The 22,643-nt window shown below is 37.4% G+C and carries 19 protein-coding genes and 12 pseudogenes; 23 read left to right on the forward strand and 8 right to left on the reverse strand.

Translation table 11 applies throughout. The features are described from left to right. Positions 1-93 precede the first annotated feature (93 nt). The 5 genes and pseudogenes from AAZO_RS27565 to AAZO_RS27580 all read left to right on the forward strand — a co-directional run. Positions 94-577 (forward strand): annotated as a pseudogene (locus AAZO_RS27565) (filamentous hemagglutinin N-terminal domain-containing protein); the annotation flags it as partial. Further along, a complete protein-coding gene (locus AAZO_RS35800; RefSeq protein WP_049790882.1) occupies positions 549-917 on the forward strand; it encodes a hypothetical protein in 369 nt (122 codons plus the stop codon). The pseudogene AAZO_RS27565 and the gene AAZO_RS35800, both read left to right, overlap by 29 nt. Before the next feature lie 378 nt (positions 918-1,295). Next, the gene (locus AAZO_RS34390) at positions 1,296-1,781 is read left to right on the forward strand and encodes a hypothetical protein (protein ID WP_144031355.1); all 486 of its coding nucleotides are present in this window, start codon (positions 1,296-1,298) and stop codon (positions 1,779-1,781) included. Next, positions 1,774-1,995 (forward strand): hypothetical protein, encoded by a 222-nt coding sequence (locus AAZO_RS27575; RefSeq protein ID WP_049790883.1) that lies wholly within the window; start codon positions 1,774-1,776, stop codon positions 1,993-1,995. The genes AAZO_RS34390 and AAZO_RS27575 overlap by 8 nt, the downstream gene beginning before the upstream one ends. A gap of 243 nt (positions 1,996-2,238) precedes the next feature. Next, positions 2,239-2,911 (forward strand): annotated as a pseudogene (locus AAZO_RS27580) (filamentous hemagglutinin); the annotation flags it as partial. A 183-nt stretch (positions 2,912-3,094) separates the two neighbouring features. On the opposite strand, the gene AAZO_RS31765 reads toward AAZO_RS27580, so the two are convergent. Beyond that, a complete protein-coding gene (locus AAZO_RS31765; protein WP_081462854.1) occupies positions 3,095-3,442 on the reverse strand; it encodes an EAL domain-containing protein in 348 nt (115 codons plus the stop codon). Between the two features lie 31 nt (positions 3,443-3,473). Between AAZO_RS31765 and AAZO_RS31770 the strand changes: the two are divergent. Next, positions 3,474-4,216: pseudogene (locus tag AAZO_RS31770) on the forward strand (IS701 family transposase); the annotation flags it as partial. Positions 4,217-4,495: 279 nt separating this feature from the next. Here the strand turns inward: AAZO_RS31770 and AAZO_RS21270 are convergent. Next, a pseudogene (locus tag AAZO_RS21270) lies at positions 4,496-5,605 on the reverse strand (ISAs1 family transposase). Between the two features lie 139 nt (positions 5,606-5,744). After that, positions 5,745-6,871, reverse strand: a pseudogene (locus AAZO_RS44170) (IS1634 family transposase); the annotation flags it as partial. A 303-nt stretch (positions 6,872-7,174) separates the two neighbouring features. On the opposite strand from AAZO_RS44170, the pseudogene AAZO_RS44175 reads away from it, so the two are divergent. Then, positions 7,175-8,807, forward strand: a pseudogene (locus AAZO_RS44175) (IS1634 family transposase). A gap of 115 nt (positions 8,808-8,922) precedes the next feature. Continuing rightward, positions 8,923-9,147, forward strand: coding sequence for a hypothetical protein (locus AAZO_RS39710; RefSeq protein ID WP_013192779.1), 225 nt, complete (start codon positions 8,923-8,925; stop codon positions 9,145-9,147). On the opposite strand, the pseudogene AAZO_RS31790 reads toward AAZO_RS39710, so the two are convergent. Then, a pseudogene (locus AAZO_RS31790) lies at positions 9,124-9,596 on the reverse strand (transposase); the annotation flags it as partial. The gene AAZO_RS39710 and the pseudogene AAZO_RS31790 overlap by 24 nt on opposite strands. Before the next feature lie 92 nt (positions 9,597-9,688). On the opposite strand from AAZO_RS31790, the pseudogene AAZO_RS21320 reads away from it, so the two are divergent. The 4 genes and pseudogenes from AAZO_RS21320 to AAZO_RS39725 all read left to right on the forward strand — a co-directional run. After that, a pseudogene (locus tag AAZO_RS21320) lies at positions 9,689-10,859 on the forward strand (penicillin acylase family protein); the annotation flags it as partial. Positions 10,860-10,935: 76 nt separating this feature from the next. Then, on the forward strand, positions 10,936-11,109 hold the full coding sequence (locus AAZO_RS39715; protein WP_228371340.1) for a PepSY domain-containing protein: 174 nt from the start codon (positions 10,936-10,938) through the stop codon (positions 11,107-11,109). 299 nt (positions 11,110-11,408) lie between these two features. Next, on the forward strand, positions 11,409-11,594 hold the full coding sequence (locus AAZO_RS39720) for a PepSY domain-containing protein (RefSeq protein WP_266889695.1): 186 nt from the start codon (positions 11,409-11,411) through the stop codon (positions 11,592-11,594). 85 nt (positions 11,595-11,679) lie between these two features. After that, positions 11,680-12,081, forward strand: coding sequence for a PepSY-associated TM helix domain-containing protein (locus tag AAZO_RS39725; protein ID WP_228371341.1), 402 nt, complete (start codon positions 11,680-11,682; stop codon positions 12,079-12,081). 265 nt (positions 12,082-12,346) lie between these two features. On the opposite strand, the pseudogene AAZO_RS31795 reads toward AAZO_RS39725, so the two are convergent. Next, positions 12,347-12,526, reverse strand: a pseudogene (locus AAZO_RS31795) (ABC transporter permease); the annotation flags it as partial. 171 nt (positions 12,527-12,697) lie between these two features. On the opposite strand from AAZO_RS31795, the gene AAZO_RS21330 reads away from it, so the two are divergent. Further along, complete coding sequence (locus AAZO_RS21330) at positions 12,698-13,507, forward strand: sucrase ferredoxin (protein WP_013192780.1); 810 nt, start codon at positions 12,698-12,700, stop codon at positions 13,505-13,507. A 393-nt stretch (positions 13,508-13,900) separates the two neighbouring features. Then, positions 13,901-14,026 carry a hypothetical protein gene (locus AAZO_RS41755; protein ID WP_266886624.1) on the forward strand — a complete coding sequence of 42 codons (126 nt, stop codon included), beginning with the start codon at positions 13,901-13,903 and terminating at the stop codon, positions 14,024-14,026. A 55-nt stretch (positions 14,027-14,081) separates the two neighbouring features. On the opposite strand, the pseudogene AAZO_RS42895 reads toward AAZO_RS41755, so the two are convergent. From AAZO_RS42895 to AAZO_RS42905, 3 genes and pseudogenes are all read right to left on the reverse strand, one after another. Continuing rightward, positions 14,082-14,549, reverse strand: a pseudogene (locus AAZO_RS42895) (condensation domain-containing protein). 36 nt (positions 14,550-14,585) lie between these two features. After that, positions 14,586-15,695 carry a phosphopantetheine-binding protein gene (locus AAZO_RS42900; protein ID WP_338026960.1) on the reverse strand — a complete coding sequence of 370 codons (1,110 nt, stop codon included), beginning with the start codon at positions 15,693-15,695 and terminating at the stop codon, positions 14,586-14,588. A 373-nt stretch (positions 15,696-16,068) separates the two neighbouring features. Then, a pseudogene (locus AAZO_RS42905) lies at positions 16,069-16,593 on the reverse strand (AMP-binding protein). 806 nt (positions 16,594-17,399) lie between these two features. Here AAZO_RS42905 and AAZO_RS35810 point away from each other — a divergent pair. From AAZO_RS35810 to AAZO_RS39760, 9 genes and pseudogenes are all read left to right on the forward strand, one after another. Then, positions 17,400-17,561, forward strand: a complete 162-nt coding sequence (locus AAZO_RS35810) for a hypothetical protein (RefSeq protein WP_013192781.1) — start codon at positions 17,400-17,402, stop codon at positions 17,559-17,561. 87 nt (positions 17,562-17,648) lie between these two features. Then, on the forward strand, positions 17,649-17,981 hold the full coding sequence (locus AAZO_RS44180; protein WP_420807075.1) for an AMIN domain-containing protein: 333 nt from the start codon (positions 17,649-17,651) through the stop codon (positions 17,979-17,981). 6 nt (positions 17,982-17,987) lie between these two features. Next, positions 17,988-18,299, forward strand: coding sequence for an AMIN domain-containing protein (locus AAZO_RS39735; RefSeq protein WP_228371756.1), 312 nt, complete (start codon positions 17,988-17,990; stop codon positions 18,297-18,299). Between the two features lie 129 nt (positions 18,300-18,428). Beyond that, a complete protein-coding gene (locus AAZO_RS39740) occupies positions 18,429-18,962 on the forward strand; it encodes a TonB-dependent siderophore receptor (protein WP_228371342.1) in 534 nt (177 codons plus the stop codon). 48 nt (positions 18,963-19,010) lie between these two features. Continuing rightward, a pseudogene (locus AAZO_RS39745) lies at positions 19,011-20,309 on the forward strand (TonB-dependent receptor); the annotation flags it as partial. Positions 20,310-20,502: 193 nt separating this feature from the next. After that, positions 20,503-20,661, forward strand: a complete 159-nt coding sequence (locus AAZO_RS39750; RefSeq protein WP_228371344.1) for a hypothetical protein — start codon at positions 20,503-20,505, stop codon at positions 20,659-20,661. A gap of 32 nt (positions 20,662-20,693) precedes the next feature. Continuing rightward, on the forward strand, positions 20,694-20,780 hold the full coding sequence (locus tag AAZO_RS42910) for a hypothetical protein (RefSeq protein WP_338027231.1): 87 nt from the start codon (positions 20,694-20,696) through the stop codon (positions 20,778-20,780). A 27-nt stretch (positions 20,781-20,807) separates the two neighbouring features. Then, positions 20,808-21,284 (forward strand): TroA family protein, encoded by a 477-nt coding sequence (locus AAZO_RS39755; protein ID WP_228371345.1) that lies wholly within the window; start codon positions 20,808-20,810, stop codon positions 21,282-21,284. A gap of 435 nt (positions 21,285-21,719) precedes the next feature. Further along, positions 21,720-22,517, forward strand: a complete 798-nt coding sequence (locus tag AAZO_RS39760) for an MFS transporter (RefSeq protein ID WP_228371346.1) — start codon at positions 21,720-21,722, stop codon at positions 22,515-22,517. Positions 22,518-22,643: the final 126 nt, after the last annotated feature.

Here is a 22,643-nt window from a genome sequence, read left to right on the forward strand (position 1 = left end):
TCAGCCCTCTTGTCATACCCTTTTTTTTGGCTAAGGTATTGTGATGAAAGTAAGTATTGCTGGCTTAATCCTAAATTAGCGCAATTTTCACATCTGCATATTGATAACATTGGCGTTGACGCTCAAGTTATTCCCGATGGCACTCTCAACACTACTGTGACCGGAAGTAATAATTACAGCGTCACCAACGGTAGCCGTGTTGGTAATAATTTATTTCATAGCTTCAGCCAATTCTCCCTTCCTAGAAATGGTTCGGCAGTTTTTAACAATGCCACAGATATCCAAAATATTTTTAGTCGTGTAACTGGCGGCAATGTTTCTCATGTTGATGGTTTAATTCAAGCCAATGGTAGTGCCAATTTATTTTTGCTCAACCCCAGGGGCATTATTTTTGGGCAAAATGCCCGATTCAATATTAGGTGGTTCCTTTGTGGGGACGACAGCCAATAGTATTAAATTTGCTGATGGGACGGAGTTTAGTCCACTCAATCCGAGTAGTCCGCCATTGTTAAGAATGAGTGTGCCAATCGGGTTACAAATGGGACAGAATGCAGCACAGATTCAAGTGCAGGGCAAAACTCACCACCGGACAAGATCTGACCCTAGAAGCAGGTAGCCTGGAATTACAAGGGCAACTGGTAGCAGGGAGAGATTTGACCCTAAAAGCTCAACATACCATACAGATACGTGATAGCGTCACGGCTCCATTTGTTGCCCAAGCAGACAGAAACCTAACAGTTCAGGGGAATCAGAGCATTGATATCCTGGCCTTCAAGCATCCCAAGGCGGCACTTCAGAGTGGGGGCAATCTGAATTTGATCAGTAACGGGAATATTTCTGGTAATACTCATTTTCTGAGCGGTGGCGATATCATAATTTCCACAAATAAGGGTGATATTTCTCTCGATGGCAGCTGAATTTCATTAGTATTTTCTTACTATGGTATATCTAGAAATGGAGGCAATATCACAGTTTCCACAACCAATGGCAGCCTCTCCAACCGGAGCAGTTTGATATCCTTTTCCACCTCACTCCGGAATAGTGGGAATGGAGCCAATATCACACTATCCACGACTAATGGCAATCTCTCCAACCAGGGAATTGTCTACTCCTTTTCCAGCGCACAAGAAAACAGTGGGAATGGAGGTGATATAATACTATCCACAACTAATGGCAACCTCTCTAATCAGAGCAATTTATACTCCTTATCCTACTCAGTCACAGGCAATAGTGGGAATGGGGGTTATATAGCCTTTAAGGCACAAAACGGGGATATCTTGGGCAATGGCAGCAGCTTGTATACTTTTTCAGCACCCCAAGGAACTCCCAGGAATGGCGGTCCTGTCTCCTTAGAAGCTCAAAACCAATTATCTGCATTAACATCCAATACTGCTGAGGGGGGGACTGTGTCAATTGTTGGTCAAGGAGATTTGGCGATCGCCGATCTCGTGATCCAGACAAGTAAACCAGTGACTTTAAACACCGGAGTGACAGGCTCAATCACAATTCCGAGTGACAGAACAGGGCGCTCGGGGGATGTTAGCATTAGTAGTATTAGGAATCTCACTCTCACCAACAGCAGGATTCAAAGTGACAGCAAAGGCAGTGATTCCCTTGGGAATATCACTTTCACCAGTTCAGGTCTAGTAACTTTGAATCAGAGTCAAATTCTCAGGAGTACAAGTAGTAAGGGAAGAGCTAGGAATATCGGTATTAACACGGGTGACTTCAGCCTCCTGAACGGTAGTTCTATCAACTCCTCCACATCTGCAAGTGGCTAACACCTTGAATCTTGATAATAGCATGCTCTCTGGAGGTACGAGTGGCACTGGCAAAGGGGGCGAGATTACGCTAAACACCGGACGCTTACAACTGAACAATCAAAGTAGCATATCGAGCAATACAACAGGCATTGGCAATGCAGGTGTAGTTGATATCATTGCTGATGCGATCGCCCTCAGTCAAAGCAGCATCAATAGGCAATCCTTGGGGTAAGGTGACAGTGGTACGCTTAAAGTTGATACTAACACCTTAAATTTAATCGACAATGCCGTGATTTCCACGGCGGCATCCCAATCGGGAACAGCAGGCAACTTAAGTATTACCGCCCCCGACCGCATTAACTTACAAACTGGCTCTCAAATTACCAGTCGCAGTACGGGAACTGGCAACGGTGGTACTGTAGAAATTACAGGGCGATTGCTGGTTCTCAACCAAAATGCTCAAATCAATGCCTCAACTGTTGCTAGTAATGGCGGTAACTTACTGTTAAATCTTTCTGAGTTTTTGCGCCAGAGCGATCACAGTGTACTCAATGCCCAAGCTGGTGATACAGGTAATGGTGGTAACATTAGTATCAATGCCCCGTTTATCATCGGTTCTAGGAATAGTGATAGCATTGCTAATGCTGTACGTGGTCGCGGTGGGAATATTAACATCACCACTAATAGCATTCTCGGTTTAGACTTCCGCAACCAACTGACTCCCGATAATGACATTACAGCCAGTTCCGAATTTGGCGTGAATGGCACAGTACAAATTACTACACCTCAAGTCAATCCCAATTTTGGATTAGTGGAATTACCCGTAAACTTAGTTGATTCATACCAGCTAATTGCTATAGGTTGCGCGAATACAAATGACAGCAGTTTTGTGGCCACAGAAAGGGGTGGAATACCGCAAAATCCGACACAGGATATGAGGCGCGCGCCCTTGGTCTGATGCACGTGATATCTCACCATACCCCAAAACTGGTGAGGTGACAGCACAAATATCTTCATCCCCAGAAACTCTCGTTCAAGCTACATCTTGGCACCGCAATGCCTTGGGCAAAATTGAGTTAGTTGCCGATGATAAATCTTCTCTGCAGGTGCAACTATCATTAACTTGTGCAGCAGTTTCTCAAAATTAATAATGTTATGAAGAAAGCGATCGGAAAACCTATTGCGAATATTTGCTGATGGGAACTTCAATGATAAATTATGAACCACCTTCCGAGCAGTTATGGTAAATCAAACTACCTTCGTGAAGAACGATGATAATTTCGTGGCTAGTAAATCAACTCAACTATAGAACACATATGTTACGGAAATTATCACTGTTCAGAGTTGAGTTTAAATTCTGAAATATCTAAAATAAATTTAGGTGATTTTTCAGAATCTAGGGGTTTACAAAACAAATATCCTTGTCCGAATTGACAATTTAATAACTTCAACTGGTCTAATTGATTATGTGTTTCAATGCCTTCAGCAATTATATGCATATTTATTATTATCTTGACAGTTTGTACAATTGCATTTACAAGCCCCAAATTGTCAGATTCTTCGTGTAAATGATGAATAGATGACCGATCAATTTTCAGGTTATCAAATGGGAAAGAATGCAAATAACTAACGGAATTTAAACAAAAGTTAAGAGTAAAAAGAAAGGAGTATAATGGGATTTCGGTGTAGCTTTCACATTAAAAGAAGCTGATGAAAAAAACCACTGCCGTAGCAATGGCACCATGGTTTGAAAGATGGTGTTAAAGGTTTGATGGTGTATTTACTCATGAAGGGTAAAAAAGAGAGTTTAGACATGATTTAGGGGGATGATTGGGTGAAAGTGAGAGAAAAAACCTATTTCAAATGGCAGAGAATGCCCTAGAAGTTATGTAACACCGATTACACCACGTTTTAACTGAAGCACCTTGGTCCAGTTCCCAAGTCAATGACCGTCGGTTAGAGATTATGAACAAGTGTAGTCAGAGGAGAATCACCAGAGAATTTAGCTTAATAATTGATGATTATGACCATAGAAAAAGTGGGAACTTTAGGGATGGAGTAGGAAGAAAATATATTGGAGAAATTGGGAAAAGGGATACTGGAATAGTAGTAGTAACAACACATACATCTATTATGATGGCAGTAAAAGCTTACCATTAGATATAGAGTTATATCACCATGGTGATTCTTGACCCAAAGGGAAACAAGACCCTCTATTTGAGAATAAACCTGAGTTAGGAATTAAATTAATAGATCTGATGTTAAGCCGTGGTTATCAACCAGGAATAGTAATTATAGATCCTGGATATGGCCACAATACATCTTTCTTATTCAAGATAGAGAATCGGAATTGAAAGTATTGAGGAGGATTAGCTAAAAATCCCAAGGTCCTTGCCAGTGACCAAAAGGATAGTCCACAAATAATTAGGTTAGATGAATTAGCACAAAGTTTACTCCGCACCCAGGGGAAACGCACCTTATTTCCTAATAAAAACTAATGAGGATTTTAAAATCATCTATATAAGTGCAAAGCTTGATGGATATATAAACAAAATCAATCACTTTTTTATTAAGCGATGAATTAGCTTATCTCCAATTGAATAACTCTTAGCTAAGGATAAATGAGCTAACTATTCATCCATAAATAAGTAAACTTATCTGTAAAAATAAGTAGAAGAAAATATTAAGTAAATTGTTGACAAGTTATTTGAGGCTAAAGCTAAAACTCTTTCTCAAGAGTTATTATCCATTTCTGCCAAAAACTGTTTATTTTTTATCCCCCGCTTCACGGGGTTCTCTTTACCCAAAAGATCGACTGCTATCTGCCGCATTACTGCAAAGTTTTGTGGAGCATTATCTTTCCTAATCCGGCATTCATCTTGTTTTAAAGCTACATCTAATACCCAACGCAATGAATTTTCTATTGCCCAATGGCTGCGGACAGAATTAGCCAATTGTTCTCCATTTGACTCAAGACTACTAATAAAATAACGAGTCTCTACTGTTGTTTTATCATCCACTTGTCCGATAGGTTCTACCATCCCAACACTTTTTAGATTTGACCAAACTGAATCAGGGTCAAGCTGAAACCCAATTCCAGGTAACATCACATAATTGCGGATTTCATGAAGACCATGCCCTGTTTCTTCGGGTTTATATGTGATATGTTGAAGCTCTTGAAAACCTGTACTTATCCCTGACTTAAATAGCTGTTCTACTGACTCATACAGATTACCTTGGTTCTTTTTTAAAGTAATTACATAATCTGCATTTTCTTGCGTAATTAACTTTACTATGTCTTTGTGACACCCGATGGCATCAATCCTGACAATACATCCAGCTAATTCTAAAACCTTTAATAATTCGGGAATTGCTGTAATTTCATTTGATTTCTCATGCACCTTCACCTGTCCCAACACTAATTTATTTGTAGTTGCCCATGCACTTACCATTTGGATTGCACTCTAGTCACTATTTTTACCATGAGAACTACATAAAGTTTTCCCGTCAATTGCCACAACTTCACCATCCCTTATCTTATGTACTGATTTCATCCAGTTCAAGAAACAATTTTGAAATTTTTGCGGATTTAATTGTGCAAATACCCTTCCAAATGTGTCCTGGGACCGGAGCCCATTTCCTAGTTCTAAAAAGGTTTTTAACCACTTATATTTTGTGCAGCCATAGAGTTCAATTGCCACCCAACTATCTGCTCCACAAATTACTGCACAAATTCCAATGGTAAGAATGTCAATTAACTTGTGTCGTTTCCTCCCCTCTACTCTTGGATCTTCCATCTGTGCAACGTGGTCAGTAATCGTGATTTCGGGCTTGAGCTTCACACTTTTTGGGACTTTCTTCTTCTACTTTTACAATGACCTTACCATCAGAGCCTCATTGGTCAACCTCCATATCATCAGCCCTCCCTACCTTTCTCGGTTCTTAGTATATAATATGTACCATATTTACATGCGTTCGCCCTGATATCTCTCCTGAACTATCTTTTTTCTTAGATTTGATTTGAGTAAATTTACTCTGGTTAATTTGGTGACATTTGAATTGTTTGAATAGGTTAGATAACCCCTTGATAGCATCAGCTTCACAAGCGAATTTTTCTGGTGATAACTTTTTGAAATCTTGCACAGCTTTTGATTGTGCCTTGGTAATTTTTTGTGAGAGTTTACCTAGGTCTGATTCTCTTCTTTCTTGACTCTGTTTGCACTACTAACCATCTTTGTTCTATTCCTGGATAATTTACTGTTTTTGAAGCTAGTTTATATCCGGGTAAGTTACTATCAATAAATTCTGGTTCTGGTAATGTTGATATTCATCATTGTGCTGATTCTACGCTTAATGGCACTGGACATAACCAGCTTAAATCTGACATCATTCATCATTTTTAGATTTGATTCTGTATATAAGGACCAGTCTGCTACTATGAGACTGTTAACTTTTAATTGTTTTTGGTACTCTACTGCTATTTTAGCAAAGCATGATGAATCTGCTTGGTTTCCCGATGCTAGTTATAAAAATATTGGTATGTCTCCATCTCCTGAACATATCATTTCTATGATGAACTGTTTTAACTCCGGTCTATGGTCACCAGAATAACCGTAGGTGATGGTTATTTCTTTTGGTGATTTTACTGCTAATTCTTCTAGTTCTTGATTATTTCCTACTTTTTGACTCTCAAATATTACTTCTGGTAAGCTGGTATTATATTGCCCATGTACGTCCATTTATGATGAGTCTAGATGGCCTGCTCATAGGGATACTCCAAATTTTGGGGCTGCTTTTAAGGCGACAATAAAAAATATTCTATCCAATCCTTTTATAAATAGTTTATCGATGACTCTCCCCAGTTTATCGTCCTTGAGATATTCTGGTGTTACTCCTGGTCCTATTAGATGGTCACAGGGGATTGTTTCAAAATCTTGGAGAAACATATATAAGGGTTTTTATACAAATCCTAACCCGTTGATTATCATGGCTTTTACTACATGAACCGGACTTACTTTCTCTCCAATTTCAAGGATTATTTCTACTACTCCTATGGCGTCTATTATTCCTGCTACTATGCCTAAATGGTCTAGGTTTTGAATCTCCATTTTTTGAACCTTTGATTTCACAACAGAATTATCCACAACTCCTGTTGTGATGAAACCCACCTTCGGCACCCTAACTGTCACAGATAGTAGTACACAGGAACTAAAGCTCCTTCAAGGAAGAAAAGGCTTAATAAGAACAAGTATCATAAAAATGGGAATAGAGTGAGAGACTAAAGTTTTGTAAAGGAAGATAAAAGAAAAGAAAATTTAATGATTCAAAAATTAAATTAGAACAGAAGAAGAAATGATTTAATCACAACAGGAGTTGTGGATAATTCTGTTGTGAAATCAAAGGTTCAAAAAATGGAGATTCAAAACCTAGACCATTTAGGCATAGTAGCAGGAATAATAGACGCCATAGGAGTAGTAGAAATAATCCTTGAAATTGGAGAGAAAGTAAGTCCGGTTCATGTAGTAAAAGCCATGATAATCAACGGGTTAGGATTTGTATAAAAACCCTTATATATGTTTCTCCAAGATTTTGAAACAATCCCCTGTGACCATCTAATAGGACCAGGAGTAACACCAGAATATCTCAAGGACGATAAACTGGGGAGAGTCATCGATAAACTATTTATAAAAGGATTGGATAGAATATTTTTTATTGTCGCCTTAAAAGCAGCCCCAAAATTTGGAGTATCCCTATGAGCAGGCCATCTAGACTCATCATAAATGGACGTACATGGGCAATATAATACCAGCTTACCAGAAGTAATATTTGAGAGTCAAAAAGTAGGAAATAATCAAGAACTAGAAGAATTAGCAGTAAAATCACCAAAAGAAATAACCATCACCTACGGTTATTCTGGTGACCATAGACCGGAGTTAAAACAGTTCATCATAGAAATGATATGTTCAGGAGATGGAGACATACCAATATTTTTATAACTAGCATCGGGAAACCAAGCAGATTCATCATGCTTTGCTAAAATAGCAGTAGAGTACCAAAAACAATTAAAAGTTAACAGTCTCATAGTAGCAGACTGGTCCTTATATACAGAATCAAATCTAAAAATGATGAATGATGTCAGATTTAAGCTGGTTATGTCCAGTGCCATTAAGCGTAGAATCAGCACAATGATGAATATCAACATTACCAGAACCAGAATTTATTGATAGTAACTTACCCGGATATAAACTAGCTTCAAAAACAGTAAATTATCCAGGAATAGAACAAAGATGGTTAGTAGTGCAAACAGAGTCAAGAAAGAAGAGAATCAGACCTAGGTAAACTCTCACAAAAAATTACCAAGGCACAATCAAAAGCTGTGCAAGATTTCAAAAAGTTATCACCAGAAAAATTCGCTTGTGAAGCTGATGCTATCAAGGGGTTATCTAACCTATTCAAACAATTCAAATGTCACCAAATTAACCAGAGTAAATTTACTCAAATCAAATCTAAGAAAAAAGATAGTTCAGGAGAGATATCCTCTGAAATATCATCTACAGTCTCCCAGAATGAAAGTAAAATTAATACAGAATTTATGAGGGCAGGGCGTTTTGTTTTTGCTACAAACTTTTTGGATTCAAATGAACTTACCCATGACTCCATCTTGAATGAATATAAAGCTCAACAGTCTTGCCAGAGAGGGTTTGCTTTTCTCAAAGACCCATTATTTTTTGCAGACAGTATTTTCCTAAAAAGTCCAGAGAGAATAGATTCCCTGGGAATGATTATGGCTTTATCTCTGCTGGTTTATACTTGAGCGCAACGACAGATTACAACCGCTGTGAGAGAGTCTAAGTCAACCGTAAAAATCAATTGGGCAAACCAACTGACAGCCCCACTTTACGCTGGATTTTTCCATGCTTTCAGTCTATTTATTTAGTTACACTTAACCAAGAAAAACACAGCTGTTACTGGACTCAAGAGAGAGATTTCATTGTGAATCTTTTACCATATCATTGTTTTCCCTACTATCAATTAGTTACCTAATTTTTCTCTCTATTAATTTAATTTCTATCAGAAAATAAGCTAATGTCTTTGATTTATATCTCTATTTTACTATGTCCATAATTTCTTTTCTTACTTCGATTTATTAGTCTAAGTTATGATTTATCTCTTGAATATCTTCATTTATCTGTTGACTCCTCTGGGCGGTGTTCTTTCTTATTGCTCCTTATTGAGAATAGCTTTTGATGCTATTTTTGGTGCTTTACTGTTTCTCCAATGCCTTTTTTCACTGCATATTTTTGTTTTTATGCTCCCTTGGATTTTTTCTCTCCGTAATTTCTCTCTGTGGCAGTTTAGGGTGCGGAATGTGGGCTATATCTAATGCTAAGCTTTTACTGCCATCATTCATATACATGTGATGTGTTGTTACTACTACTATTCCATTGTCCCTTGTCCCAATTTCTCCAATATATTTTCTTCCTACTCCATCCCTAAAATTCCCGGTTTTTCTATGGACAGAATCATCAATTATTAAGCTAAATCCTCTGGTGATTCTCCTCTGACTACACTTGTTCATAATCTCTAACCGACGGTCATTGACTTGGGAACTGGACCAAGGTGCTTCAGTTAAAAGTGGTGTAATCGGTGGTACGTCACCCCTAGGGCATTCTCTGCCATTTCAAATAGGTTTTTTCTGTCACTTTCAACCAATCATCCCCCTAAATAATGTCTAAACTCTCTTTTTTACCCTTGATGAGTAAATACATCATCAAACCTTTAACACCATCTTTCAAACCATGGTGCCATTGCTGGGGCAGTGGTTTCTTTCATCAGCTTCTTTTAACGTGAAAGCTACACCGAAACCGCACCATACTCGTTTTTACTCTTAACTTTTGTTTAAGTCCCGCTAAGCAGACTTTTAACTAAAAGTCAAACAAAAAAATGGCTCTTTACGAGAACAAATATTCACAGTTAAAAACTCTATTCACGGTTCTGTAATTAGTGAAAAAAATGTTAAAGTTGTTGCACTAAGGGTAGTTGTCCAAGAGAGTTCAGGCATATTAGAACAGTGGTGGGATATGGCAAACCCCAAAAATCTCACCACATTTGAAAAAGCAGTACAACGGTTGCAACTGCCGATGTTTACCATAATTTACGCCGACCGTAAAGGATATATTATGCACTTGTTTAACGGTCTAGTTCCCGTGGGAAAACAAGGAGACTTTAAATATTGGCAAGGTACTATTCCTGGGGACATATCCAAAAGATTGTGGACTAAATTTCACCCTTATCAAGATTTACCAAAAGTAATTGATCCGCCCAGTGGTTGGTTACAAAATGCCAATGATTCACCTTGGACAACTACTTTTCCCACTGCTATCAAAGCAGATAATTATCCACCATATATGGCACCACTGGGTCCAATGAATTTCCGCCCCCAGCGTTCTGCCAGAATGTTAGCTGCCGATGAAAGTATTTCCTTTGAGGAAATGATTACCTATAAGCATTCTACACGCATGGAATTAGCAGACCGAATTCTTGATGGTTTAATTCCCCCAGCCCGCAAATATGGTAACGAATTAGCAAAACGAGCCGCTGATATCTTCGCAAAATGGGATAGACAAGCGGATGCAGATAGTAGGGGTGCCGTTTTATTTACCGCTTGGGCAGATAAATTAGATTTTGATACAGCCTTCAGTCAACCTTGGAGTGAAAGCCAACCACGCACTACACCTGATGGTTTAGCTAACCCTAAAGCTGCGGTTGAATTATTAGAAACAGTAGGCGCTGAAGTAGAAAAAAATATGGCAGCTTAGATGTTAATTGGGGAAAAGTTTTCCGTCTGCGTGCTGGGTAAATAGATTTACCCAGCAATCGTGGTGATGGATATTTAGGACTTTTTCGAGCTGTTAATTTTACACCAGAAACAGAGGGACGTTTTCAAGCTGTGAGTGGTGATTCCTTTGTAGCAGCAGTTGAGTTTTCTCACATGGTAAGTGCAATGGCACTTACCAGCTACGGAAATGCGACACAACATGGCGTACACGCAAGGAAATAAAAACTCATTTAACTGAACGAAAAGTCTTTAATTGATAAGGCAGAAAATTGATAAGGTAGAAAATTGATAAGGCAGAAAATTGATAAGGCAGAAAATTGATAAGGCAGAAAAATGAAGTCTAAAAAACTGTGTGACATGGCGTTTATTCTTCACTACTATATCAGGTTAGTTGTTGGGTTAATTGCGGCAATTATCGGTTTAACTGGTAGTTTTTTAATCTTTGAACCTGAAATGGAGGATTTTTTGGTTACCTGCAAGTTTGGTCATGTGAATCCCCAGGGGTAGCCTCTTTCAATTGATACGATTTTCAATACCATTCATGGAGCAATATCCAATCAAGCTGGTTTAAAACTTGGCACAATTATTTTACCTAAAAATGTTAGTTTTGCTTATCATTTCAGACTTTAGGATAGTGCTGATAAACTAACCCAAATTTTTATTAATCCTTATACAGGTCAGGTAATGGGCTTGCTTCAGGAAGAGAAAAATATCCTGTCCTGGGTATTGCCTTAGGTTTACATTATGAACTGTGAGCAGGTAAACCTGGACAAATTACGACTGCTATTGTCGGTCTACTATTATTTATTCTTAGTGTTACTGAAGTAATATTGTGCCCTGGTTGGAGAAAAATCATGGATGGATTCAAAATTAAATGGTATAGACATCCTAAACGTTTAAGTTTTGATCTTCACAAAGTGATAGGGATTATGGTAGCTGTATTTTTAGCTTTAACTGGCTTCACTGATTTTTGTTGGAATTTATTTATATGATCAGTCTGTTCCGATTATTCATGCTCTTACTTTGATACCTAAACGTCCATAAGTTTCTTCCCAACCGGTTTCTGGTCAATCTCCAATGGTATTGTCGAAAATCCTGCAAAGAGCAGAAGTAGCGATACCAAATGCCAAAACTACATATATTCGTGTAGCTAACAAACCAGAGGAAGCAATTACAGTTGCTAAAAAGCTATCTGATGGTAGTTCTATGTATGGTCAGAGTGAGATTTCATTTGATCAATACACAGGCAAGGCGTTGCAAATAGTTGAGAGTCGTTCTTTACCTTTAGGCGATCACATTCTCAATTCTTTTGAACCTTTACAGTATGGAAGATTCGGGGGAATTTATAGCCGGATTCTCTACATAATTGTAGGTTTAGCACCCATGATTCTCTTTGTTACTGGCTTGGTAATGTGGTGGGAGCCCCGCCGTATCAAGCCAATAAATGTAAATACTTCAAATCAAACGGACATGATATAGTCAGCGGTAATCTTGTAGTAACCCTCCAAGCGATGGGTTATCTACAAGATTTGGGTGTAAGTAACCAGGAATTTCAGAACCCCTTCTGTTTGATGAAGATTTTATGTTAATTGAGGATAGTTGTTATTTCGGGTGTGGATAAACCAACACAAGCTGCTAGTTCTTCTCAAGCTATTTGTTCTTGTGCGTTGGTGTTGAATATTTGAGTAGCTGCGGCTACATATTCAGAATTGCTGAGATTGTTCACTTTTTCCACAGAGGTTTTTTAAGAATTAAGACTAGCTATGCAATCGCCTTGTTCTCTACGATTAATTAAATCTTCTGTAAAGCCTTCTAAACTTAGAGAATTTCTTGTTAGAGAACTGCCTAAGATCATGGCCAATAAAGGAATTAAATACTGAGAATCATACCAAGGTTTTACTTGAATAATGCCGCTAACCATGAAGCCTGTAACTAAATCAGATAATAAGTAAACTTATGCATTTGGGATGCTCCCCTTTTTATAGGGGTTAGCAAAGATAATCTAAAACTCTACCTAGAAAAACGCAAATTATATTCCATTGTTGTTAATAGTTGTAATTAAGTGAAGTTATTATCTCTCATTTCCTAGTTGATTATGAACGGTTTTTTCTGTGCAGAAGAATCTTGTCAAGCGAACGAAGATCCCATTGGTCGTGCATCAAATCACCGATACTATGTTCTGATTGCATCTCCACCACCTTGGACATTTTATCCCCTAGATTCCAAATGTATTACTAGTAAATTACAAGCTTTAAGATCAGCTATTGATGAGGGTGCATGGTCTCTACGCTTGGTATTTATTTACAATGCTAATTATTATAAACTTGGGCAAACTCGTCTAATTATCTATTACCAAACTGAAGAGTCTTTTTCAGGGTATAGCAAGAAAGAATATATCCTATCAGATATCAATGATGTAGTACCAATCATAGAAAGGTGTATCAGAAATGAAACTCTAGAAGAATTCGAAGACATAAATATTCAACCTAGAATTTTTTTAGTATGTACTCATGGTAATCATGATAAATGTTGCTCTAAATATGGTAATCCTTTTTATCGTCAAGCTATCACAACATTAAAAGATTTATTATTATCTAATACTCGAGTTTGGCAAGGTAGTCATTTTGGTGGACATCGTTTTACACCAACCATGATTGACCTTCCAGAAGGGAGATATTACGGTCGGTTAGACCAAAAATCCTTTACTACTATTTTTAAACGAGCTGGTGATATCCAATGTTTAGAAAATGTCTATCGCGGTTGGGAAATTTCACCCTGGCAAGTGCAAGTTTTAGAAAAAGAGTTAATGCTAACATATAATTGGTCTTGGTTTAATTATCAAGTGCAAGGTCATGTAATTGAGCAACATCAAGATGAAACTTTTAGTAAACTTTTAGGAAAGTAGAAATAACTTTCACAACACATGATGCTATAGTAGAAAGTCATAGACGTAATGTGGTTGATGATCCTAGTAAAAGGGTTAGCCTTCGAGGAGAATGTGGTCATGATGAATTAGTAACTATTTCTCAGTGTACGCTTACAAAACTTTTTTATCTTGAAAAGTCATTAATAACAGTTTAATCAATAGTCAAACTATTTTCCTGTGTTCTGCTATAGCTCGGGTATTCATCCCTATTATCAGGACCATGTCAATCAGAAACAATTTATTGATCAGGGTATTTACCTTCGTGCATATGAAAATCAAGGTAAATATCAGGAAAATACTTCCTTAGAATTAAGTCCTCAAATCAGTGGTGATGTTATTTTCTTAATTCTCGGATGACACAGTGAATTAAGGTTGAAACAATTAACCAATCATCCTCTGTGGTCACGGTTACAAGCCGTTCAACAAAATCGTGTTATCCAGTTGAAAGTGATATCTGGATTGGCGCATGGGGCATTATTGGCACTAATTAAGTTTTAGATGACCTATTTAAATATTTGCCCTAAACAAAGCTGTTAATGCTAATTGACCATAACTAATAGCAAAAGGGTTTACCAGCACAGAAAGCCTGATAAATTACAGCAAGTTCTTTAACTAAAATATTGATTGATAAACCATAACCGACTAAATGATGTAGTGTCAGAATTAATATTGATTTCTCTGGTCGCAAATACAGCAGTTTCGCCCGCAATAATGGTGCTGGACCTAAATCAAAAGATGCCTGAGCGTCTTGTAAAGATAATATTTTAATTTCAATTTATTGCTGTTGTTGTTCAAGATGCTGTAAATCTACTTACGTTACAGTTAAGCTAACAACTTCTGCAACTTCCTGAACAGGTTCACCATCTAAATCTAATAATTCAAAGCTAGTGCGTAAATTTTCGTGTCTTTGAATAATTTTGTTGATACTCTGAACCAGTGCTGATAAATTCAAATGTCCTTGAATGTGAACCGCTACAGGAATATTATATGTAGCTGTTCCTGGTTGCAGTTGATTTATAATAAACCATAACTGTTCTTGAGTAAATGTGAGTGGATGTTAATGAGTACTTCTCTCAACTTTAAAAATAGGCAAGGATACATGAGTAAAGTTGTTATTCACTTGGTTTAGTATTTGGTTTTCTAATTCAGAGATACCAGCACCATCAAAGAATTCAACTACAGATATAGCCACCTCAAAATCAACTTCTATCCGGTTTCTTAACTCGAAAACCTTGAGAGAGTCTAAACCTAAACTACTCAAAGGTTTCTCACTATCTAATTGCTCAGGTTTTACCCTCAATACCCTAGCTAGTAATTTTTGTAAGTAAGAATTTAATAATTGCTGTCTTTCTTGTCGTGTTAGTGCTAGTAAGTTGTTGCGTGTGAGAACTGCTTCTGGTTCTGTTGTCTGGCTAATTTCTAGAATACTGCTCCCAACAACTTCTAATGTACCTTCTGAAAATCTGCCTTTTGTGGCACGACGTTGAATTTTACCACTGGAAGTTTTAGAAATTGTGCCAGCTTTGATTAAAACAAGTGCATAAACTTGTATTTCATGTTCTGGGGTTAAAGCTTGACGAATAGCAGCTGTAACTTCTTCTATATTCGGTTTAGTACGAAAATTTAGTTCTTGTACTACTACTAAATGTTCTTTTTTTTCTACTTCCACCGCAAAAGCCGCAACACTTCCCCCACGCAACATTTTATGACTGCGTTCTGCTGTGAGTTCAATATCTTGGGGGTAAACATTGCGTCCCCTGATGATGATTAAATCTTTTGCTTGTCCAGTAACGAAAAGTTCACCATTGTGCAGAAATCCTAAGTCCCCAGTCCGTAAAAATGGACCTTCTCCTGTATCTTGCAGATATGCGTGGAATGTTTGCTCTGTTTCTTCTGGACGGTTCCAGTAACCATGACCTATACTAGGACCTGATCCCCAAATTTCCCCAATTTCGTCAGTAGTGCAACAAGTTAAAGTATCTGGGTTAGGAATAATAATCTGTTGTTGAGTCACAACTTGACCACAAGTAACTATCTGAATTCCATTCTCTGCGTTAGCAGCCGCATCAATTACATGGTTGGATTCTAAAGCGGTTTTTTGTAATCTTTTGGTTTTAACTAAGGCAGATTTGACACTACCAGAAACCATTAAGGTTGCTTCTGCCATGCCATAGCAAGGATAAAAAGCTTATGGGGGAAAACTTCATTAAGCAAAGGTTTGAGTAAATCGCTCTAAAGTTTCCTGTCGAATTGGTTCACCACCATTAAATGGTACATTCCAACTGCTTAAATCTAGGGTTGACCGTTGTTCTGGGGTGATTTTTTACATAGCTCCTAGGCAAAGTTAGGAGCGCCACTGGTTGTACCTCTATAATCAGATATTGTCTTTAAGCACCGATAGGGAGCAAAAAGGATCGGGGTGGCATCATGATATAAGGAAAACCTCCATACAAAGTTTGCAGTATACCGCCAATCAATCCCATGTCATGATAAGCAGGTAGCCAAGTTACAAATTTACTACTGGAGGTATGTTCCATATATTAGCGTGTCACAGCCGCATTGTGTAACAGGTTGCCGTGACTGAGCATTACACCTTTGGGTGTGCCAGTAGAACCAGATGTGTATTGTAAAAAGGCTAGAGTTTCCTGATTAATTAAAGGCTGTTGCCAAGCTGCTTCTATGGCTGGATCAAGGTTATCGGTGGTCAGCCAATGAATATTATCTATTTTATAGGTAAGTAAACTTTGCACCTGTGACAATATTCCTGATGTCGTCAGGATAACTGCGGCTTGTGCGTCTTTTAAAATCTCTAAGATTCTGGGTGTGTTGCGCTAGTTAAGTGGCGGATAAGCAGGAACTGCTACCACTCCAGCATACAGACAACCGAAAAAGGCAGCTAGGTAATCTAGTCCTGGTGGGTATAGCAGCAAGGCTCGTTCACCGCTTAAACCCAGAGCTTGTATTCGAGATGCGAACTTACAAGTTAGCGCTTCCGCGAGCGCTCTACTTTGATGCTCTAACTCGTTATAAGTCAGGCACTTTGCTTGTACTTCTCCATCTTGCAGAAAAGTAAAACCCTCAGTATTTAGTTGTTCTCAATACCTGTAACGCAGTAAACCTACAACCGTAGAAAAATCATGGACAGATTTCGTCATTGTATTTTCACAGTCTTGATGCACACAAGAGAATTGAATTGAAGCCAGTTGAAAAACCTTAACAAAGGGTTATCACCCTAATGATAACTGGTTAGTATGCAGGTATTAGCAGCGTTTTATTCGCGTCTAGTTGATCTGTTCCTTCCAATTAGCAAGTATTTATTCCTAATAATGAAGTATTTCTTCCTAAGAATATTTAATTATTGATCCTAGCTTATAGCAATTAGTGAAAAATTACAACCAGAAAATAATCAATAAGGCTTATCACCATTTTTGTCACGCATAACTTTTTATACCCTCCTAAATTACTACCTTAGACAGATCACCAACTCTTATATCACAGAATTATGACTTAAAAGTAACAACTATCCATTCTAAATGAATACATGAGATCCTTACTTTACAAGGATTTTAGTCTAGATGTTCCATCTATTCCATTAACTCCCCTTCAGCCAGTACAGCTATAGCAGGGTTGGAAAAATGCTTGCTTTATAAAAGCCTTTATGATCACTATTCTTAATAGTGATTGCTATAAGTGTAAATAGTTGTATTTAATTACTGATAAAGTATAGGTATAAAAGATCAAGGCTTATTAAGGAATATTGCGTTACAGTTTTAGTTTAGGCGTGAAAGTTTCTACTGCATGCAGAGACTAGTACATAACTAGAACACTTAGGAAGACTCAGTTTACAGGTGTAGGGGAAGGAGTAACGGGAATGAAGTTTGAGTTAATGAATGAGATACATTCAGCAGGATTAGTATTGACTGTTATTGGCAGCTTAGTACAACCGGCTTATGCAGAAAAGCAAACAAAAGAAATATCTAGGGTTGAAGACAAAGAATATTATTCAACCAGCGCAGCGCAATTACTAACATAAAACCACAATAGATCAGTCACTGGAAGTACACGCGTTAAGATTAATACCACTAATAAAGGTATTGAGGTAATTTTAGAAAGTCCTGGTATAGAAGCAGTTAAGCTAGTTAATAAAAGTCAATGCAGCGATTTTATAGTAGAGATACCCAATACATTTCTATCACTAGGTAAACAAAACAGTTTTAACCAAAAGAATCCAGCTGCAGGTATAACCAATGTCAGCGTCACCCAAACTAACGCCAATACCGTCCAACTAACAGTTACAGGTGAAAAAGGTGTACCAACCGCAGAATTATTTGATGGTGATGAAGGCTTAATGTTTGAACTTGCACCCATTGCATTTCCTATCATTTCACCACAGCAAAGTCAAACATTAATCCAAATTACTGAAGTTAAATTTAAGACTACCACCAATGGCTGAGAAATTATCTTAGCCACTCCAGAAGGTGAGAAACTGCAAATATCTTGCAAAACTGAGGGAAACAAATTCATTATTGATATTCCCTCAGCCCAACTTAGTCTACCCAATCGTGATACAGTTAGCCAACAAAAACCCAGTGCAGGAGTTCATGATATCACAGTTACTAACTTTAATAGCAACACTATTAGAGTTATCGTTACGGGAACAGATAATACACCCAAGGTAGAACTATTTGATAGTAACGAATGTTTAATTTTTGGCATTACCTCAACAAGATCTACCTCTCAAGCAGAAGCACAACCCACACCAGCACCCTAGTCAGAAAATCCAACTCAATCAGAATAACCAACCGCTTCAGAAACACCAATAGAACTAATAGTTACAGGCGAAAAAAATAGCGGTTACTTTATCCCCGAAGCTACAACTGCTGCTAAAACTGCTGCACCATTGCGTGATATTCCTGCATCTATACAGGTTATACCCAAAGAACTCATTCAAGACAGGCAAGTAGTTAGACTCAACGAACTAGCAGATAACCTTAGTGGTGTGCGTCCTCAAGAAACCTATGGCAGACTAGCATCTAAAGGTTACTTTATTCGCGGTTTTGCTACAGGTTTTAAAACCCTTCGTGATGGCGTAAAAGATACTGGTTTTTTGAGTCATCGTGATGTCGCTAATATTGAGCGGGTAGAATTTCTTAAAGGACCAATATCAGTTCTCTATGGTAGCTTCACCAGTCCCAGTGGTATAGTTAATACCATTACCAAAAAGCCCATTCAATATCCTTTTTATCAACTTAATGGCACTATTCGTAACAATGACTTTTATCGGACATCAGTTGATCTTTATGGACTTTTTTTAGAAAATCGTGCCGCACTCTACCGTGTTAATGCAGCTTATGAAAGTGCGAAAAGTTTCCATGATTTTGTAGAAAATGAAAGTACCTTTATTGCCCCAATGATTACCGTCAAAGTGGGATAAGGAACAAATCATTCTTTTGACCGGGGTTTTCCTTCCAATAATAAAGTAGTTTTCGATTTGACCATCAACGGCTTTTTAGGTCAACCAAATCTCAATCGAGGTGAACTCAAATCTAATAATTCTACCTATACACTAGAAAGTGAATTTGGGTACAACAATAACTGTAAATTTCGTCAAGCCTTCAATGTCCCTATGGTTAGCGGTAATAGGAGAGGAGTGCGACCAAGGCGTATCAATGCCGATGGACAGACAGTAACGCAAGCATATCCTTATGTTGGTGAAGCCCACAATAATTTGACATTTCAAAATGAAATTTGTGGCAAATTTAAAACTGGTTCAATTGTCCATAATGCACTTATCGGAGTGGAGTTATCCCGCGACAAATTAGCCTACGACTTTTATAGTGGTAGGATTAGCGATTTAGATATTTCCAACCCTGTTTATGGCGCACCAGCACCAGAAAATCTTACTAGGTCTAATGAAGAGTATGGCGGCAATAATATTGGCATTTATCTCCAGGATTTAGTGGAACTAACACCACAAATCAAATTACTTACTGGTGGTCGTTTTGATACTGTTAATTCTTTTTATCGAGATGTAGAAACTGGTACAGTCTATAACGAAAATTCAGACTCTAAGTTTTGTCTAAGAATACGGTTAGTTTATCAACCTACTGATCATATATCAATTTATGCTAGTTGGAATAATTCCTTCAACCCGCAAATATTGACTCGAAATCGGAATGATGAACCTTTTAAACTAGAAACAGCAGAACAATTTGAACTAGGAATTAAGCAGGAATCTTTTAATAAGCGTCTGTCAGCAATTTTAGCTTATTTTGATATCACCAACAAAAATCTTTTAACTACAGATCCTGTTGATGATAACTTTAGCATTCAAACAGGTGAACAAAAAGGTCGAGGAATTGAATTAGACCTTGTTGGTGAAATTCTCCCTGGTTGGAAATTCATTGGTACTTATGCTTACACAGATGCCTACATTAGCCAAGATAATGACTCATCATTACTTAATGATAGGTTAGGTGGTGTACCTTACAATAGTGCAAGTTTATGCACTACTTACGAATTTCAAAAAGGTAACTTGCAGGGTTTCGGTTTAGGGCTTGGATTTGTTTATGCTGGAGAGAGAGAGGCTAGTTTACCAAACAATATGAAAATTCCTTCCTTTATCAGAACGGACGCCAGTATTTCCTATAAGCGACATAATTGGCTTGCTGCTATTAACTTTAAGAACCTGCTAGATACTAAATATTACGAGCGTCAAAGTTTCTATATTTTTCCGGCAGCACCATTAACAGTGTTGGGAACTGTTTCTTTTGAATTTTAAAGGGCTTAAAAATTGTAATCAATGAAAAAACCACATTTTGCTGATCTGAAGGTATGTATTCTAACTACTATTTCTTTATTGATAGTTACTGCTTGCCATGGTAGTTTTTATCAAAATACTGGAGAAATAAAACCAAAGCTATCAGCATTACCGGCAGAATGTCGATTAGTTAAACATGAATTAGGTGAAAGTTGTGTTCCAATTCACCCAAAATGGGTTCACTGAACAATTAGCTTTAGAAGTTGTCTTAGAATTAGGAATCAAACCAATAGCGGCTCCAGAATGGGATTTTGTAGCTAATAAAGCTAATTTTTTGGGTGATAAGATAAGCGAGGTAAGGAGAATCAGTTAAACATTGAGGAAATTGTCCATTTACACCCGGATTTGGTTGTTAGTTTATATGCTATTAATCCAGGAAATTATAAATTATTTTCGCAAATTGCCCCTACGCTTAAGGTGAAATATCCTTAAAGTGGATGGCAAGATTCTTTGCAACAAATGGGGGATGTATTAGGGAAAAGTAATGTTGCCAAAGAATTCCTAAGTAAATACCATGAGATGGTAACAAATTCCAGGTATTTCTTGGGTGATAAATTAGAGAAAATTAAAGTTTCTGTGAGTAGATTTCATGGACAAGTACAACTACCTGAATTCCGTTCTCAATCTTCTTTTCCTAGTAATATTTTGGCAGAGTTAGGCATTTCTATGCGACTTAATCAAATGAATTTAGTCAAATCTCCTGATGATCATTTAATTATCCTCAGTTTGGAACGAATAGATTTACTCGATGCAGATATTTTGTTTGTAGCAGTAGATGTAGGAGCTAAAGAATTGTTTCGTAAATATCAAAATAGTCAGCTTTGGCAAATACTAAATGTAGTCAAAAATCAACGATTTTATAGTGTTGATCCTAGCTCTTGCATATTTGGTAGTCTTTTATCAGCTAATACCATAATTCATGATTTATTTAAATAAATTCATTACCAAAAAATACACAATTAATCCAGAATACGTACTTTTTTTAGTATCTGTTTTGGTCAGTTTATATCAAGTATTAGTAGTTATATGACCAAGTTTGCTATCAAACTCTGGACCTGGGCACTGACAGATCAGGTAACTACATTAGCTTTAATCAGTTTCTTTTTGCTGATTCCTAGTATTTTTATCACATTGCTTTCAGGACTAATTGTAGACCGTGTAAGCAGAAAACTATTGATTATTATTGGGGATTCAGTACCAGCTATATCCACTATATTCATCTGTTATATTTATTTAAATAATCAATTAGACATTTGGTATCTTTATTTAACTGGTGCCGTAAATGGAGCTTTTAGTTAAATTCAATCCCTAGCATATTCAACATCAATTTCTACGCCAGTTCCCAAATAGCATTACACCGGCGCTACAAGTATGAATTCTGCTATTCATTATGGTTTAATCATTATAGTTCCAGGGTTGGCAGGTTTACTCTATTATATAATTGGGTTAAGTAGAATTTTGATTATTGATATTGTTACTTTTACAGTTGCGCTCGCTAGCATTTTTAAAATACATATTCCTAAAGCAAAAATAAACCATCAATCTCAGAAAGATATTGGTTTTTGGAAACAAATAATCTTTGGCTTTCGCTATCTTACAGCGCATCCGAGTCTGTTAGCTATTATCACAACTGGGTCTTTATTCTGGTTCGGTCATGACATCGGTGCAACCTTGTTGTCTGCCATGATTTTGGCACGCACAGATAATAATGCTACAGTCTTAGGTAAGATATCTTCTGCTGCCGGTTTGGGTGGAGTGACAGGAACTATAATTTTGAGTATTTGGGGTGGTTATAAACGACGGATAAATGGTTTTTTCTTAGGAATGATTGGTACTGCAATGAGCAAAATAGTATTTGGTTTCGCACAATGGTTAATGATTTCGTTACCGGCGAAGTTTTTTTCCTCTCTCAATTTTCCCATGTTAACAAGTTCCAGTGCAGCTATTTTGTTGAGTAAAGTTAGACCAGATGTACAAGGAAGAGTTTTTGCTACTGAATCTAGTATTCAAAAAATTGTTTCTGCGATCGCAGTCTTTATTTCTGCTTTGCTTGCTGACCATATTTTTGAACCTGCGATGATGCCTGGAGGTAGCCTTACTCCCTTATTTAGTGGTTTATTTGCCACTGCTAAAGGTGCGGGAATGGCACTTCTATCTATCTATATGTAATTTCCTCTCTAGGTTTGTTGCTAGTTGGTTTAGGTGTATATGCTTACCCAAAATTGACAAATGTGGAATATATTCTACCTGATTATGATGTTGAAAAACAACAGTCAACCCCTTCGGGTAATTAAA

This window comes from 'Nostoc azollae' 0708 (assembly GCF_000196515.1).
Taxonomy (GTDB): domain Bacteria; phylum Cyanobacteriota; class Cyanobacteriia; order Cyanobacteriales; family Nostocaceae; genus Trichormus_B; species Trichormus_B azollae.